Origin of the sequence: Lacipirellula parvula, assembly GCF_009177095.1 — a bacterium.
GTDB lineage: Bacteria > Planctomycetota > Planctomycetia > Pirellulales > Lacipirellulaceae > Lacipirellula > Lacipirellula parvula.
In genome coordinates, this window is record NZ_AP021861.1 from 3,578,187 (window position 1) to 3,595,105 (window position 16,919).

Annotated in this window: 13 protein-coding genes; 12 read left to right on the top strand and 1 reads right to left on the bottom strand. The window is 61.0% G+C overall.

Annotated elements, in window-relative coordinates; translation table 11 throughout:
- Positions 1–190 precede the first annotated feature (190 nt).
- The 7 genes from PLANPX_RS14030 (at position 191) to PLANPX_RS14055 (ending at position 8,214) form a co-directional block, all read left to right on the top strand.
- Positions 191–1,663, top strand: coding sequence for a matrixin family metalloprotease (locus PLANPX_RS14030; RefSeq protein ID WP_152099340.1), 1,473 nt, complete (start codon positions 191–193; stop codon positions 1,661–1,663).
- A gap of 134 nt (positions 1,664–1,797) precedes the next feature.
- Positions 1,798–2,448 (top strand): PEP-CTERM sorting domain-containing protein, encoded by a 651-nt coding sequence (locus PLANPX_RS14035; protein WP_152099341.1) that lies wholly within the window; start codon positions 1,798–1,800, stop codon positions 2,446–2,448.
- Between the two features lie 139 nt (positions 2,449–2,587).
- Positions 2,588–3,394 (top strand): PEP-CTERM sorting domain-containing protein, encoded by an 807-nt coding sequence (locus tag PLANPX_RS14040; protein WP_152099342.1) that lies wholly within the window; start codon positions 2,588–2,590, stop codon positions 3,392–3,394.
- Positions 3,391–5,391: an alkaline phosphatase family protein gene (locus PLANPX_RS14045; protein WP_152099343.1), complete on the top strand. Its 2,001-nt coding sequence runs from the start codon at positions 3,391–3,393 to the stop codon at positions 5,389–5,391. The genes PLANPX_RS14040 and PLANPX_RS14045 overlap by 4 nt, the downstream gene beginning before the upstream one ends.
- A 131-nt stretch (positions 5,392–5,522) precedes the next feature.
- Entirely contained in the window at positions 5,523–6,608 is a 1,086-nt protein-coding gene (locus PLANPX_RS14050; RefSeq protein WP_152101877.1) for a DUF1559 domain-containing protein, read from the top strand.
- Positions 6,609–6,657: 49 nt separating this feature from the next.
- A complete protein-coding gene (locus PLANPX_RS27370; RefSeq protein WP_172992062.1) occupies positions 6,658–6,810 on the top strand; it encodes a hypothetical protein in 153 nt (50 codons plus the stop codon).
- A 228-nt stretch (positions 6,811–7,038) separates the two neighbouring features.
- Entirely contained in the window at positions 7,039–8,214 is a 1,176-nt protein-coding gene (locus PLANPX_RS14055) for a hypothetical protein (RefSeq protein WP_152099344.1), read from the top strand.
- Between the two features lie 168 nt (positions 8,215–8,382).
- Here PLANPX_RS14055 and PLANPX_RS14060 read toward each other — a convergent pair whose 3' ends face one another.
- The gene (locus PLANPX_RS14060) at positions 8,383–9,549 is read right to left on the bottom strand and encodes a xylose operon transcription regulator XylR (protein WP_152099345.1); all 1,167 of its coding nucleotides are present in this window, start codon (positions 9,547–9,549) and stop codon (positions 8,383–8,385) included.
- Between the two features lie 481 nt (positions 9,550–10,030).
- Between PLANPX_RS14060 and PLANPX_RS14065 the strand changes: the two genes are divergently transcribed.
- From PLANPX_RS14065 to PLANPX_RS27375, 5 genes are all read left to right on the top strand, one after another.
- A complete protein-coding gene (locus PLANPX_RS14065) occupies positions 10,031–11,068 on the top strand; it encodes a DUF1559 domain-containing protein (RefSeq protein ID WP_152101878.1) in 1,038 nt (345 codons plus the stop codon).
- Positions 11,065–11,478 carry a hypothetical protein gene (locus PLANPX_RS14070; RefSeq protein ID WP_152099346.1) on the top strand — a complete coding sequence of 138 codons (414 nt, stop codon included), beginning with the start codon at positions 11,065–11,067 and terminating at the stop codon, positions 11,476–11,478. The genes PLANPX_RS14065 and PLANPX_RS14070 overlap by 4 nt, the downstream gene beginning before the upstream one ends.
- A gap of 118 nt (positions 11,479–11,596) precedes the next feature.
- Positions 11,597–12,559, top strand: a complete 963-nt coding sequence (locus tag PLANPX_RS14075; RefSeq protein WP_152099347.1) for a PEP-CTERM sorting domain-containing protein — start codon at positions 11,597–11,599, stop codon at positions 12,557–12,559.
- Between the two features lie 88 nt (positions 12,560–12,647).
- Positions 12,648–14,525 (top strand): dockerin type I domain-containing protein, encoded by a 1,878-nt coding sequence (locus tag PLANPX_RS14080; protein ID WP_152099348.1) that lies wholly within the window; start codon positions 12,648–12,650, stop codon positions 14,523–14,525.
- Positions 14,526–14,527: 2 nt separating this feature from the next.
- The gene (locus PLANPX_RS27375; RefSeq protein ID WP_172992063.1) at positions 14,528–16,891 is read left to right on the top strand and encodes a hypothetical protein; all 2,364 of its coding nucleotides are present in this window, start codon (positions 14,528–14,530) and stop codon (positions 16,889–16,891) included.
- Positions 16,892–16,919 lie beyond the last annotated feature (28 nt).

Genomic DNA, 16,919 nt, shown 5'->3' on the forward strand with positions numbered 1-16,919 from the left:
TGCGGGGCGTCGAGCGGGCAGATTCTAGCATTGCGAGTCTCGCTTGGCGATGTTCGGCGCCATTTACCTGTAGATTTCAGGGTCCGTGCGGTCACGGAGAGCCGAAATCGCGTCGCCGTAGCCGTGCAGAGTCGCCTTCCAACGATTAGGCTGGGCGGAGGCGAACTCTCTAGCTGAACTCTGCCCGACGATGCGTCTGCCTCTCAATGTACTTCTCGGCGTCACCGCCGCCGTGCTGATCAGCGCCGGCGATGCGGCGGCCTTTTACTCCAACGGGCGCTGGGCTTCGACCGCCAGTTCGTCGCCAACCGCGGCCGTAGGATTCCCCGTCACGCTCACCTGGAGCATCGCCCCCGACGGCACGCCGCTTTCTAGCGGCGGCGTCAGCAACCTGGTGGCGTTTCTCGACGGCCGGTTCAACTACTCCGGCGGCGGATCTGACCTCACGCTGCGCCCCTGGTTTGGGCAAGTCTCGCAATCGTTTACCCGCTGGACCGACCTCAGCGGGCTAACGTTTGCGTTTGAAGCGACCGACGACGGAGCAACGCATGGCAACTTTGCCGGCGCCCTCGGCATCCGCGGCGATGTGCGACTCGCTGGCAAGTTCATCGACGGCGTCGGCGGCACCAACGCGATGACGGGATTCATCCCCAACGCCGATCTCACTGTCGATACGGGCGATAGCCCCTATTTTGGCAATACGGCGAACAACTATCGTGCGATGCGAAACACGCTGATGCACGAGATCGGCCACTCGTTCGGGCTGGGGCACGTCGACTCGAACAGCGCCGCCTTCCTGATGGAAGGCTTTTCGAACAACTCGTTCGATGGGCCGCAACTAGACGACATTCGCGGCGTTCAGTGGCTCTACGGCGACAAGTACGAGCGGCTTGCCGGGGCGGGCGGCAACGGTTCGATCGCTCAAGCGACGTCGCTCGGCGTCATTGCGGATGGCGTGACGCTAACGCTCGGCGCCGACGCCGCAACGGGGACGCTCGTTCTGGCAGACGAGACCAATTTCGTCAGCATCGCTAACGCAAATGACCTCGACTACTTCGCTTTCACTGTCACCGCCCCGTCGAGCGTCGACCTCACGCTGACGCCGCGCGGAGCGAGCTACAACGAGCGGATTGGCGGTACGAACGACAATTACACGACGACGAACGCCGCCCAGGCAAGCAACCTCAGCCTGGAACTGTACGGCCTCATCAACGGCGTCGCCACGCTCCTGGCGTCGGCGGCTCCTCAGCCGATCGGTATCGCCGAGTTGCTGACCGACGTCGAGCTACCAACGGCCGCCGATTACTTCGTCCGTGTAGCAGGGGACGCCAGCAATCTGCAGTTCTACGAGTTGGCGATTAGCGTCACCCACATGCCCGTGACGACCTTGCCGGGCGATTTCGATCTCGACGGCGACGTCGATGGGGCCGACTTTCTCGTGTGGCAGCGCGGGTTCGGGAACAGTTACGACGCGGATGACCTCGCCGTCTGGCGCGAGAATTTCGGGGCGACTTCTGCCACTGCGACCGCTGCGGCCGCAGTGCCCGAACCCAGCGGAGCGCTGCTGATGGCCGCCGCCTTTGCCGGCTTGGGCTTGGTCGCTCGATTGCGGTCTGCCGCAGGGCGTCGCTGCCTGAACGTCAAACCGGCGTCGTTTTCTTGAACACAACCGCCGCTCCGCCTATACTCGCCCGTGACTCCGAACAGATTTCGGAGTTCCCATCTTCGCTGGAGGCGGCTGAGATTGGCGAGTGGGCGTGTTGAGTTCGCACCATTGATTCGTGTGGAGTAACGCTCATGCAAGTAGATCAAGCTGCTTCCTCTTTAGCGCCGTCGGTGCTGAAGCGCCGGGCGGCGTACGCCCTAGCTGCCGGCGCTGCTGCCGTCGGCGCGACCGATGCCGATGCTGCCGTCATTTACTCGGGCCCGCAGAACATCAGCATCAACTCTGGCAATTCCCAGACGATCAATCTGGACGGCGACGGCTTCAACGACCTGCTGTTGAAGAACTACGTCTTCGGCGGCGGTTCTTACCAAGGCGCGACCGTTTCTTTTGCTCCCGGCAAACTCGTCGGGTTCACCAGCGGCATTAGCTACGCCTCGGCATTGACCGCGGGCAGCCCGATCAACAGCGGCACGTTGGGCCCGTCATTTTTTGGCTCGATGGCGTACGGCGCTGTTAATCCGAATGCTCAGTTCAACAACGTCACCAACGCGTTTTTGGGTTTGAGCTTCCCCTCGGGTCCGAACACCTACTACGGCTGGGTGCGCGTCGACGTCAACAACGCTGCCAAGACGTTCGTTGTGAAGGACTGGGCCTACGAGAGCACCGCTGGCGTCGGCATCGCCGCTGGCGCGGGCCTGGTTCCCGAACCCGCCACGCTCGGCCTGTTGGCCTGCGGCGCCGCGGGCATCGCGGCCATCCGTCGGCAGAAGGCGGCTGCTTAAGGCAGTCCGTCGTTGCCGTTCGTTCGCTTCGTCAGTGCATCCCTGCACGACGAGGTGTCGTTTGTGCTTCGCAATTGACGCTGGTTGCCGACCGCTGCGGTCGGCAACCGGCGATTTCTGACATGGAGTCGATCATCCCATGAGCGTTGAACACGCTTCAAGTTCCGCGGCAGCGCTGAGCCGTCGCGCTGGCTATGCGTTGGCGGCGACTGTTGCCGCAACAGGTTCAGCCACTGACGCCGACGGCGCGGTCGTCTACTCCGGCATCCAAAACATTTCGATTTCGCAGTTCAACTATCAGACGCTCAAAATCGACGGCGATAATAACGTCGACATCGTGCTCAAGAACTACGTCTTCACGCAGGGCAACTACCAAGGCGGGACCGTTTCGTTCGCTCCTGGGGCCGTCGCTGGTTTCGCAGCAAACGGCTTGAACTACGCCTCGGCTCTCAATGCCGGCGTCACGATCGATCAATCGTCCCTGGGCGGGTTCGCATTCTCGATGGCGTACGGCGCGAAGAACCCTTCGGCGCAATTCAACAACGCCGTGAATAAGTACCTTGGCTTCGCCTTTCCGATCGGCTCGGAATTGCATTACTCGTGGATCCGCGTCAGCGTCAACCAAGCGGCCGGGACGTTCGTCATTCACGACTGGGCTTGGGAAAACCAAGCCGACGTTCCGATCATGACCGGGGCCGGCGGCCTGGGCGACTTCAACGTCGACGGCGTCGTCAATGGCGCCGACTTCCTCGTCTGGCAGCGCAGCTTTGGCGACACCTACGACGCGGCCGATCTCGAAGATTGGAAATCGGCCTTCGGCAACGGCGTCGCAGCCGCGACAACGGTTGCGGCCGTTCCTGAACCGGGCGCTCTCGGCCTGCTGGCGGCCGGGGCAGGGGGGCTCGAAATTCTGCGGCGGCGCCACGGACGCCGAAAGTCGTCGTGAAGCCGATCGAACCAGTTCGATCTCCCGGCGGACCGCGGCGCGTGTTGCTCGTCGGGTGGGATGCGGCCGATTGGCAGATGATCCACCCGCTCATCGAGCAAGGATTGATGCCGACCACGGCGTCGCTCCTCGGGACCGGCGCCTGGGGCAACCTCGCGACGACACGGCCGATCCTCTCGCCGATGCTGTGGAACACCATCGCCACGGGCAAACGTCCCGATCAACACGGCGTCCACGGCTTCACCGAGCCTACGCCCGACGGCAGCGGCGTGCGCCCCGCGGCCAGCACCAGCCGTAAATGCAAAGCCCTCTGGAACATCCTCACACAGAGCGGCCTCCGGTCGAACGTCGTCGGTTGGTACGCCTCGCATCCGGCCGAGCCAATCGCCGGCGTGATGGCGTCGAATCAGTTCGAGCAGTTCACCGTCGCCGACGAAGTTCCGTCGCCGGTCGCCCTGCACGCGATCCATCCGCCCGAATTGACGGAACAATTGGCGGCGTTCCGCGTGCTCCCCGGCGAGATCGACGCCACGGCGCTGCTGCCGTTCGTCCCGAGAGCTGCGCAGTTGCTCAATCAGCCTGAGCATCGCCTCGGCAAGCTGCAGCATATGCTCGCTCAGACGGCGACGATCCACGCTGTCGCCACCCACTTGATGACCTCGACCGAGTGGGACTTCACCGCGGTGTATTACGAGGGGATCGATCGCTTCGGGCATGAGTTCATGCACTGCCACCCGCCGCAGATGGAGCAGGTGAGCGACGCTGAGTTCGAGGCCTATCGCCACTGCATGACGGGCATCTATCGCTTCCACGACATGATGCTGCAGACGCTGCTGACGCTCGCCGGCGAGGAGACGGCCGTCATCCTGATGTCGGATCATGGCTACTTTAACGACCATCTCCGCCCCGATCCGCGCGAAGGCAAATCGGGCCCTACCGACTGGCATCGTCCGTTCGGCATCCTCGCGGCCCAAGGCCCCGGCATTCGCCGCGGCTCACGGCTGTACGGGGCGAGCATCCTCGACGTGACGCCGACGGTGCTCCATCTGCTCGGCTTGCCGGCCGCGTATGATATGCCGGGCCGCGTCCTCGCCGAGGTGCTGGAAAACCAGACGCCGCGCGAGCGGATCGAATCGTGGGAGGAAGTCGAAGGCGACGCTGGCCTCCATCCGCCAGACTTGCGGATTGATCCGGTCGAAAACCAAACCGTCCTCGCCCAACTCGCGGCCTTAGGTTACGTCGACGCCCCCAGCGACGACGTGCAGAAGACGATCCGCGACACGATCGCTTGCAACCAGTTTAATCTTGCCCAGTCGCTCGCCGATTCGCGGGACTTCGCCCGCGCGATCAAGGTGCTCGACGGGCTCGATGCGAGCGTCCGCGACGCCGGGCCGACGCGACTGCTGGCCGCATCGTGCTATCTTGGCGTCGACGATCGCGCGGCGGCGCGCGCCGCCATCGAAGGGCTGCTCGCGGCCGCGCCGAACGAACCGCGGCTCCACATGATGCTGGGAACGCTTGAGTTTGCGGAGGGGAATGCGGAGGCAGCATTGCGGCATCTAGATATTGTCGCTGCCGCCGAGCCGCGTTTGCCCGGTCTTCACATCAAACTCGGCGAGGTTTATCTCTCCACGAAGCGGTTCGAACGAGCGATTGCTGCGTTTGAAAAAGCGCTATCGATCGATCCCGACAGCCCGGTCGCCTACGCAGGAATGGGCCGGGCGAAGCTCGAACTCGGCAACCCGCAAGCGGCGCTAGACGACGCGCTCATTGCGGCCGAATTGGTGCACCACTTTCCGCGCGTTCACCTGACGATCGGGCAAGCCTTAACGGCGCTCGGCGACGACGCCGGAGCGGTCGAGGCGCTAGAGTTGTGCGTCAAGCAGGCGCCCCGTTTCACCGATGCCCATCAGGCGCTCGCCGGCGTCTACCGCAACCTGGGAAAGATAGACAAGGCGATGGCCGCCGAACTCCGCGCGAAGGGGACGCTCGCTTGATTTCCAGCCCTTTGACTACTAGCTTGAAGCACATCGCCGCCCGTGCAAACACGCAGGGCGCCGACAGCGTCGTCCGCTCGGCGGATGCGAGACGGCGCCGAGCTTTTGCGTTCAAACCCTTTGAGGTCAGCATGCCGTTGGCATCGACGTCCGCCGTTTCGATCCGCCGCGGCTTCCGCGGCTTCACGCTCGTCGAATTGTTGGTGGTGATCGCCATCATCGGCGTGCTGGTCGCCCTACTACTCCCAGCCGTTCAAGCGGCGCGCGAAGCGGCGCGGCGGAGCAGTTGCACGAGTAATTTGCGGCAGACTGGATTCGCTGCGCTCAACTACGAATCGGCGAACAAGCGGTTTCCTTGCTACCTGGCTGGTTTTGACTATTCCGATCCGAAAGCGACGCCTGACAGTCAGGGACGAAATCACCAGCACACGGGCGTGTTGACAATGCTGCTTCCCTACATGGAAGCACAAACCGTTTTCACCATGTTTGATTCCAACGTCAAGGTTGGCATCCAAACGTACGACAAGCCCTATTACGATCTTGCCAAGACGGTCGCGTGGGAGGCCTCCCACGCGAACCTCTCCACACTCCTGTGCCCGAGCGTTGGGAGCGAACCGCCGCAAACCCGACGCATCAGCAAGGTCTGGGGCTTCCTGGGCGGCGGCGCTCTTAAGTTCAGCTCCGAGGGATTTGAACCCGAATTCAACATCGGCATCACCCACTACTTAGGCAATGCGGGCGTTTACGGGCAAGTTGGCCCTGGTCTCACCTATCAAATGAACGGTATTTCGCGCGTGGTCGATGATGAGCTAATCGGCCTCTTCGGCATCCGCTCGAAAATTCGCGTTGGACAAGTTCTCGACGGCATGTCGCAAACCATGATGTTTGGCGAAGCGCCTGGCACCATCGGCACATCCATTCCGGATGACAATGTTGCGGGCAAATTCGACGGCTTCACCCAAGGCTACGCTTGGGCTGGTTGGGGGACGATGCCCACGGAAAAAGGTCTCGACTTGGCGTTTGAACAGAATCTCGCGCAGGGCGGCAACTATCTCACGAAACGCTGGTACTACGGCTCCGTCCACTCCGGCGACGTCGTCCTCTTCTGCTTCGCCGACGGCTCGGTTCATCCGCTCAACAAGAACATCGACAAGACGCTGTACCTTTCGCTCTCCACGATCCGCGGCGAAGAGGCGGTGAGTTCCGACGCCCTGTAGCCCACGCTCGCGGTCAATTACCCGTACTAGTTCCCTCGAAGGTCACGCCATGGTCCGCATGCTCACGATTCTGTCGCTGCTGTTCGTCACGATCGGGTGCCTGGGCTGCGCTGAGGAGAAAAAGGTCACGTTCCCCGACAAAATCTCGTCGCCCCCGGGAACGGCGTCGCAACAGCAGGAGAAGACTGAAGCGAGCCCCTAGAGTCGCAGCCAAATTGAACGCATAAAACAGCAAGAACTTCGCCACGAACGCGCCCCGTCCGCGGTGTCGTTGCGGCTTTTCTGCAAAAAGAGCGTTCCGACCGCTCTTTCCCGCGCCTTCTTAGTGATTTTCGTTTGGCGAAGAAACCGCAGTACGGTAAAACTCCCGCCCGGAGATACGCCATATTGATTCTGGCTTTATCTTCGTTGGTACCTTGAGGGAGTCGCTATGAGACGCTGCAGCCATCTTCTTACGTTCGTCCTGCTATTGCTTGCCACGCCCACGGTCGCGGAGGAGTTGGAGCTGAGAACGACGCTGCTGATCGACTCGCCATATTTTGATGACGCTCGCGTCGAACAAGAAATTGTGCAGCGTATCGAAGCAGGGCTCTACGAAGGATACAAAGTCGATCTTTGTATTGACGACCCCTCTCAGTGCGACTGCCCGCTCTTCGACAAGTACCGACAGGAGGGCGAAGAAACGCCGATATTGATCATCAAAACAAGCGAATGGGCCGAACTCCCGGCGCCAGTTCGCGACGCCGCGATACGAGAAATTAAGTACTACACTTGGGGTCACCCGAAACGCGTCGACTCGCCGCGGGACGTCCTCATCGCCGAAAATCCACTGCGCACGTCGCCGCTAACGCTGCTCTCTCCCCACTCAGGAGCGGCCTACTTGCAGTTCATAGGCGCTCAGTCGCGCAAAGGAGGCCTTGGCGAGAATGCGTATGGCCCAAATTGCTGGTATCACGCCATCGCTGCGATTGCCGATTCGCAATCGCGTTACGCGCAGAGTCGGCTGCTGAAACCCGCCGAGTGGAGTGAACCTAGATTCATGGGCCCGGTAGAGTTCCGACATCACATGCAGCATTTCGTCGAAGTCGAGACTCCCCAGTTCGGGGACGTAATTAGGTACTACACGGACGAGCCAATTTTTGACGGGAGCCGCGGTATCGCCAACGGCGAAAAGCATGCGGCGGTTTACATAGGAGCCGAATCTTGGCTCGACAAAAACGGAGATCGGCAAACGCGACCGATTGCGCTAACGAAGAACGGCAGAAATGAATTGTCGTTCCTAATGTTCCAAGACGTCGCCGGCCTCGACAGCGAGTATCTGAAACCGCCGACGAGTGTTAGCGCCCCGAGCACATCCGTACCACTGAAGCGTGGCTTCTTCCGCGTGAAACCACGGAGCGACATCCAAGATCCGGCAGCGAGCGGAGAGCCTGCCGTCGCTTACGATGCCTACATGGTCGACACTCGCAATATGGCCGACCGCTGGCTATTCCTGGCCGGGCTGCAAAAGCCAGCGAACTCTGGAGACCGCTTCGGTGGATTTCCGAAGGAATGGCTGACGCTCGACGTCGGCACCACCCAATGCCGAGTAATTGCGACGCAGTAGTAATACTCACGCGCGAAGGACGTTAAAGTTAAACACGACGCGGTAGGACATGCGGAGCTTGGTTCGCGTCTTCGCACGCTTGAGTTGCGTTCTGGCTCCACCGGCGCAAAGCGCAATTCTGCAGACACCGCGAAAACGACTGCATGCGACAACTTCGAGCGTGAGTCATCACCCGCTCGCGACGGTCATTTGCTTGCGGAACTCTCCAGGCGTTTGACCTACCTCGCGTTTGAAAAGCACGTTCAAGTATGCGGCATGCGAAAGCCCGCTTTTTGCTGCTACAGTATCCAGAGCGTAGTCTGTTTCCGCTAACAGCTGCTTGGCACGTGCGACTTTGGTCCTCACGATCTGATCGTGCGGCGACATCCCTAAAAAGTGAGCGAACGTCCGCTCCATCGTCCGGCGAGAAATACCGCAATGCCGCGCCACGTCGGCGACGTCGACACCCTCGCACGCATGCTGTTTGATGAAACGGACTGCTTTCGCGGTTAGCGCGTCATCAATCGCTACGACGTCCGTCGAGCGTCTGGCGATAACGCCTCGAGGTTGAATCATGATCGGCTTTTTGGAGTATTTCTTCCCCTTCATCATGCGGTCGAGGAGCTCTGCCGCCCGATAGCCCATCAACTCATGATCGAGAATAACGCTGGAAAGGGGCGGATCGCCGTGCATGCAGAGCGGCTCATCATTGTCGACGCCGACGACGGAAACTTGCTCGGGCACGTTGAGCGCCCCGCGGCGACAGGCGTCGAGGACGCACAGCGCCCGCAGGTCGTGAGCCGTGAAGATGCCAAGCGGCTTAGGTAGATCGGCGATCCACTCGGTGAGATCTTGCTGACCGCCTTCCCAACTCTCCGTAAAGCGACGCCGCGACAGCGGGGAGTAGACGTGACAGGGATGGCCCGCCGCACGCAGCGCGTCGACGAACCCGTCGCGTCGCGCCTTCGACCAGTACGATCGCTCGACGCCGACGAATGCGAAATGCCTGAAGTGTCGTTCGAGTAGATGTTGCGCCGCCATGACGGCGATGGCGCGGTGATCGGGGATGACGATCGGAACGTCTAAGCCGCTGTACTGGTGCAACGTATCGATCGCGGGGACTTTCAGATCAGCGACGATCTGCGCCATCCGCCGGGTCTGTGCGCGCATGATGACGCCATGCCCATTCCAGTCTTGGAGCCATCCAGGCGGCGGATCGTTGAGGCTGCGCTGATCGATGTACGTCGACCAGTAGCCATGCTCCGTGACGTACTGCGAAATTCCCTTGAGTAGCCCCCGACCATAAGCCATCGAGGTCTCAATAATGAGGGCGACGTGGGGAGTCGAAGCATCCATCTCGCGTTGTTCCTACGGCGAACCGCACGTGCGGAAGTCAGAAAAACGAAAAGACCCAGTCGCAAAAAAATATTGTGGCGTTGCGCTGGGCGACAGTAGAGTTAACGTTAATGCACGCCGGCGGCGGGTGCAAGCAGCGTCAACAGGCTCCGCAAAGGGCAAGGAACGAAGCATTTCGCCGCACTTTTCCCTTTGTGCAGCTCGATGATTCGTCGCTGAATAGCCTTGGGGCATCAGGTTCAGCGCATGAGATGGATCCTCTGCAGATGTCGCAAAAAGCAATACGTTATCCAATATTTTGCCAGCCCGCGCGGGGCGAATGCAGCAGATCGGGAGAGGTTGGGCGGGTTGTCAGGGGGCAGCGCCCAACCGACTCCGATCCTGGCTGGTGCGCCGAAGCGAGGGACGGCTGAGTGCGTATGGAGGAGTTTCGGCTCCCGTCAGGAAGTAGGCGTCGTTTTTCAGGATCAGGGCACTATCGATGTCAGTTTTCACCGAACAACGAAGAGCGAACCATCTCCAGCGTCATGGATTCACGCTGGTTGAGTTGCTTGTGGTCATTGCCATCATTGGCGTGCTGGTGGCGCTTTTGCTGCCGGCTGTGCAAGCGGCGCGGGAAGCAGCCCGGCGATCGCAGTGCGTCAACAACTCGAAGCAGATCGCGTTAGGATGCCAGAATTACCACTCGGCGCATGGTGCGCTCCCGATCGGGTATGGCATGCTCGGGAAGAACGACTATGGCAAGGGAGGGCTCGCGACGGGCGCTGAATGGTCGTGGGTGGCGCGGCTCTTTGGAGTAATGGAGCAAGCGCCGATTAGCGGAGCGATCGACTGGGACTGGAATCCTGGCATCGTCGCGTCGCCGTCGGCGACCATCAAAGCGGTCCGAACAGCGAAGATCCCTGGCTTCCATTGCCCTTCAGACGAGAGCGTGAGCACCAACTGGAACGAAGGGTCTCCGTGCGCTGGCGGAGGAGATATCGAGGGCTGGGGACGGCTCTCTTACGCGGGCAACTTCGGTAGCATTGCGGACACTTCTGATTTTAGAGGCACTGCGGAATCGAGCTATCTCGAGGCTTCGAGAGAAGTTGGTCGCACGCCGAGAGTTGACGGCGTTTTTAGCTTCAATCACGGCGATGACTTCGGCCAGATCACCGACGGAACGTCGAACACTTTGCTGACTGCGGAACTGATCGTCGGCGGCGTCTGTTCAATGCGGGGAGCCTTCGCGTACGACGAGGGTCCCGTCTTTATGCAGTTCCGTCTGCCGAATGATACGACGCCCGATCACGTTCGTTGGTGTGACGAACAAGACAAGATTCCCGGCGCCAAAGCGCCTTGCGACGGCGCTGAGAGTGATTTGAACAAGATCCTCCACACGGCGCGAAGCTATCACGCAGGCGGCGTCGTTACGAGTCGCTGCGACGGCTCGGCGAATCTGATCAGCGACAGCGTTGATCTCATCGTGTGGCGCGCCCTTGGCACTCCCGCCGGCGACGAGGTGGTGACGCTGCCATGAGCACTGCATTTGTTACCAAAGCCTTGGTACTCGCTGCCATCACGGCGAGCCTCGCCGGATGCGGAGCGGGCGCCGTTGGTGCGCTTGGCGGGCAAGCGACCGTCGACGGCGCGCCGATTGAAACGGGAACCATCTCGTTTAAGCCGGCAGATAACCCCGCGGGACGAGGGATCGGCGGCGCTCTCGCCAATGGAACTTTCGAAATTCCTAGCGCTGATAAGGCGAAGCCGGGCAAGTACCTCGTCACCGTGCAGGCGATGAAATCGACCGGCAAGACGCGGAACGATCCGCAGCGCGGCCCGGTCCCCATCGTGGAATCGCTCGAACTTGCCGACTCGCCGCAAGAGGTCGAGATCACGAGCGCGAATGCCCAAGAACTGCAGCTCGCGTTTACTACCAAGAAGAAGTAGCCAATTTGGTTTCAAGCTTCGGCCCGGCGCGGGCGGACGCTTGTTTCACGCCAGGCGGTAGTCCCCGCCGCCGATTCATCAACAGCCAATCGTTTGTTCCCTCTCGAGGAGAAACTTCATGAGACGCCAGTTCGCTACGTTGAGTTTGCTGTCCGCTTGCCTATCATGTGCGATCTCGACGAATACTTTCGCCGCCTCGGTGCAGACGATTAGCAATCCGGTGCCGAACGGGTTCATCAAGCTAGATGGCAACATCTCTGAATGGCTGTCGATCTCCCGCTTCAACGAAGACACGACCGGCGACGGATCGACGGGATCTTTCGTGCCGATCGATATCCGCCAAGGCGCCGTCGCGCATGACGACAATTTCTTCTACTTCCTCTACCGCAATTCCGGCGACAATATGGTCACCGGCGCGTCGAACTGGATCTTCATTGATTTGGATCAGAACGCGACGACAGGCCTGACGGCGGCCGGCGGAATCAACTTCTCGATCGGCGCTGAGTTCAACCTGGGCGGCACCGGCGGCTGGAACCAGTGGAACGCCGCGGGCGGCCATGCCGGCTCGGCAGCGGGAAAGTTGGCCGTTGCCGGCGATTCGAACGCCTCGGGCGGGGCGGACTTCATCGAGTTCTCCGTTTCGCGGACAGCAATTCAACCGGGCGGCGGAACGTTCAATCCGCCGGGGACTTCGTTCAATGTGCTCTTCGTCGCTGAAAATACCACGACGCCCGACTATTCCCCCAACAACGGCGCCGTCGATTGGTTCACCTACAACGCATCGGGCGTCTACAACCCGGGCGTTGCCGGCGACGCCGACGGCAACGGGATCGTGAACATCAACGATTACCTCCTAATCCAGGCCAACAGCTTCACGATCGTTCCGCTGGGAACGCAGGGCGACGTCAACGACAGCGGTTTCGTTGACTTCGACGATTTTCAACAGTGGAAGACGAGCTTTCCGGGCGGCGTCGAGGCGGCGGAAGCGGCAATCGCCGCTGTTCCCGAACCGACATCGCTTGCGTTGGCGTTGGGAGCGGCCGGGATGCTCTCCATGAAGCGACGGAAGCGAGGCGCTTAGTCCCTCGATCGCAACGGGCGTTGAGTCCGTGCATCGCGCTGGATTATTGGCTTCTTTCTCCGTTGTTCAGCCTTGAGGAGCATCTTCTATGCGTTCGCTTCAACGTACTTTCTTGTCCCTCGCTGCGGCGACAGGACTATGCGTGGGCAGCCCCTGGGCCGCCGCGCAAGATATCTTGGTTAGCTTTAACGTCGCCGGCCCAGCGGACTGGAACGCCGGCGCCAATTGGTCGTCCGGTTTCACGCCCGAGGCGCAATACAACGAGGTGGCCGTCATCGGCGGCTCGCGGCAGGCCTATGTCGCTGGCGCGACGCCTGCCGTCGGCGGCGTCATCATGGATTCGTCGACGCTCGAAATTCGCAGCGGCGGCGACCTGCAGGCCATTGCTAATAACACTGGCGGCAACACGGTCCTCGGCAACATCGTGATGGGGCAATCGGTCAACACGTTTCTCACCGTGAAACGCGGCGGTACGCTCTCCGCCCAACAGCTAACGACCGGCGGCGGCAGCGGCACTGCGTTGACGCTTGGCGAAACCACCGGCACGGGAACCGCCTCGCTGTCAATTGCCGGCGGAACGCTTAACCGCATCACGCGCGTCGTCGGCAACAATGTGAGTTTCACGAGTTCCGGCTCGCTGACGTTTGGCTCGGCGAGCGTCCTCAATCCCGTCATCACCGGCGCAGCGCATTCGACGATCAACGTCACGGGAACCGCGAACCTGGCCGGCATAGTGCGGCCGGAGTTCAGCGGCTACACCCCGGTATTAGGAAACTCGTGGAACTTGGTGACTGCCAACCAGTTGGCCGGCAACTTTACCGTCGATGCGTCGTTGGCGCCGGCCGGCCCGCTCGGAACGGCGTATGTCGTCAGCAAGACGAACACGACCGCGACGCTCAAGTACACCAACTTGCTCGTCCTCAACGTCGACCGCGCGACTGGCGCCGTTAATATCCAGAACAAGGTCGGCTCGCCGATCGCGTTTGACGCCTACACGGTCACCTCGCCGTCGGGAGCACTCACCGGCAGCTGGAACAGCCTGCAAGATCAAGGCGTGACCGCCTGGGATGAGGCGGACAATTCGAGCAATTCGCGACGGACGGAGTTTCGTACGAATGGTTCGTCATCGATCAATGCTGGCAGTCAGCTTGCGATCGGCAATCCGTTCATGCCAACAGCGCCCGCCGCGTTGGGAATTGAGCCCGGCGCCGACCTCGGTTTCCAATACAACGTACCGGGGCAGGGAACCTTCAATGGCATCATTGAGTACACCGGCCGGCTCAACAACGTCGTCCTGACGATCGATCCGTCGACGGGCAAGGCAGCCATTCAGAACGAGTCCCCGTACTTCTCGGCAACGATCGACGGCTACACCGTGACGTCGACTTCTGGAAAGTTCCTCACTGCGAATGGAACGTGGAACAGCTTGCAAGATCAAGGAGTCACAGGCTGGGATCAAGCTGACAACGCCAATGCGAATCGGCTCACGGAATTCAAGACGAGCGGCACGACGACGCTGAATGGCGGCGGAACGGTGCTTAATCTCGGCACTCCGGTTTCGTTGGCGAGCGGCGCGCTGTCACTTAGCGACTTCGCGTTCCAGTACAAACTGAGCACTGGCGAAGTGAAGAACGGCGTCGTGAAGTTCGGCACGATCCCGACCTTCAACCCGGGGGCTGGCGACTACAACAACGACGGCAAAGTCGATGGCGCCGACTTCTTGGCATGGCAGCGCGGTTTCGGTAGTTCGGTGACGCCAGGTTCGGGCGCCGACGGCAGCGGCAACGGCGTCGTCGACGCCGCTGACCTCACGATCTGGAAAAGTAGCTTCGGAAGCGCCACGGCGGCAGGTGAAGTTGCTACGGCTGCTGTTCCTGAGCCGGCTACGTTGAGCACCTTGCTAATTGCCCTCGGTTGCCTCGGTGGGAGATCTTCTCGCCGAGCGGCTGCCAGAACCCGAGGCTAAGCATGAATCGATTTCGCAACGCTCTCAGGCAGGCGAGCCTTCTGCTTGCCTGCCTGACGAGCGCCGTCTGCTATGGGCAGGACGGATATTTCGGAACGGCGAAGGTCAACATCAACCCGCTGACTCCGATCATGCTGAGTGGATACGCTGGTCGAGCGACGCTGGCCGAGTCGACTGGCGTGCAGCAGAACATTTTCGTTCAGGCTGCGGCATTCGGCATGGGCGCTGAAACATCGCTACTGCTAACCGTCGACAGCACCGGGTTGCCGGACAACGTCGTCGATCCGTTGCGGGCCAAGCTGGCCAACAACTTGGGGATCGCGCAAGAGCGAATCGTGATGACCTGCACCCACTCGCACAGTTGTCCGTGCGTGAGCGGGTACTTGCCGAATTTGTTCGGTGCGCCGCTCCCTGCAACGCAACAGCAGCATGTCGATGCGTACACGGCGAAGCTCGTCGAATGGATGGAAGAAGCGGCGACCGAAGCACTCGACAACCGAACGCCAGGGCACGAGATCTCTTGGGCCAACGGTTCTGCTGGCTTCGGCCAAAATCGTCGCGGCGAAGGCGTCGACGACCACGACCTGCCGGTGATGCTGGTGAAGAACGCCGTCGGCGAGGCGAAAGCGATTATCGCGAGCTACGCCACGCATGGAACCACGCTTAACGCGAGCGACAACCTCGTCAGCGGCGACTGGCCGGGCTACGCACGGCAGGCGATCGAGACGCTCTACCCTGGCGCGGCGGCGATGATCATGATCGGCGCTGCAGCAGATTCGAATCCGACTCCGGCGGGAACATCGCTAGCGGCGTTCAATCATGGCCGCACCGTTGCCAACGAAGTGCGCCGATTGATCGATAACAATTTGATGACGCCCGTCTCGTCGCAGATATCGGCGTTTCAGACGGAAGTGAAGCTCGACTTCGCCACGACGCTGCAGCCGGGAGATCCTCCCGGAACAATGCTGGCGCCATCGCCGAGCTCAATGAATTACGGCGTTACTTCTTGGACCTTCGGCAAAGACTTGGCAATGGTCTTCATGGAAGGCGAGGTCGTGGCGGACTACTCACTGCGTCTGAAGGCCGAGCTGGGCGACAAGGTGTGGGTCAACGCCTACAGCAACGACGTGATGGGATACATCCCTTCGGAGAGAGTGCTGAGGGCAGGGGGATACGAGGCCGACTCCTCGAACTACTACTACGGCAATCCTGGCCGACTCGCGTACGGCCTTGAGGACAAAATCGTTGGCGCCGTGCACGAGCAGTTGTTCGACTTCACTGGGCAAGGCGACCGGCTGCAACTGTTGGTCGATTGGCGCACTGGCGAAGCATCAATCGTCAACATGGGCGATCTCACGCTCTCCATCGACGGGTACACGATCTCCTCGCCGGCAGGCAAGTTGAATCCTGCCAATGGAGCGTGGCAGAGTTTCCAAGATCAGGGACTCAGCAGCTGGGATGAAGCCAACAATTCAAACAGCAGTCGCATTACGGAGTTCAAAACGGCCGGATCGCAGTTGTTTGCGCCTGGCACGCGGCTCTCAATTGGTCGGCCGGTGATTATCGTTCCTCCCGCCAAGTTTGGCGACGACGTCGGCGGCACGGTGGAACTGACGTTCGAGTACTCGCTCGCTGGCGGCGGAACGGAGCAAGGGGGCGTTCGGGCTGAGATTGGCGTCGACGTCATCAACAACCTCGTGATGACGATCAACCCCCTCACAGGGGCTGTGGGCATTCGCAACGCGTCGCCGTTCTTCGACGTTTCGATTGCGGCGTACTCGATCGCTTCGACGGACGGCAAGCTGCGGCGTGCGGTCGGCTGGCGCAGCCTCGCTGATCAGTCTCTCGCTGGCTGGGACGAAGCCGACAACAGCAATGCGTTTCGCGTGACGGAGTTCAACCCCACGGGCCAACTCTATCTCGCCGAAGGGGGAACGGTGCTCAATCTCGGGACGTTGCTCGATGTCAGCGGCGGAGCGATCAATCTCGACGGACTCAAGTTCGAGTTCTTGTTGAGCAACGGTGAAACGCTGGTAGGCGTCATTGAACTCGCGGAGGTCGGAGCGGCCGGAGACTACGACCTCGACGGCCGAGTCGACGGGGCCGATTTCCTCGCCTGGCAGCGATCACTCGGTAGCTCGGTCGCCGTGGCGGGCGCGGGCGCCGACGGCAATGCCAACGGCGTCGTCGATGCTGGCGATCTCGCCGTGTGGCGGAGCCATTTTGGATCTGTCGGCAACGAGGAGGCAGCTGCGAGCGTCCCCGAGCCAGCGTCGAGCACCATCGCGTGGCTGCCGCTTTTACTTGGTTTCTTGCATCGCCGGCGCGGCGTCTACGCTCGCTTCGCCGATGCGCAGGCATGTTAGAATTGACGGACGGTCGTCAGCAGACGCC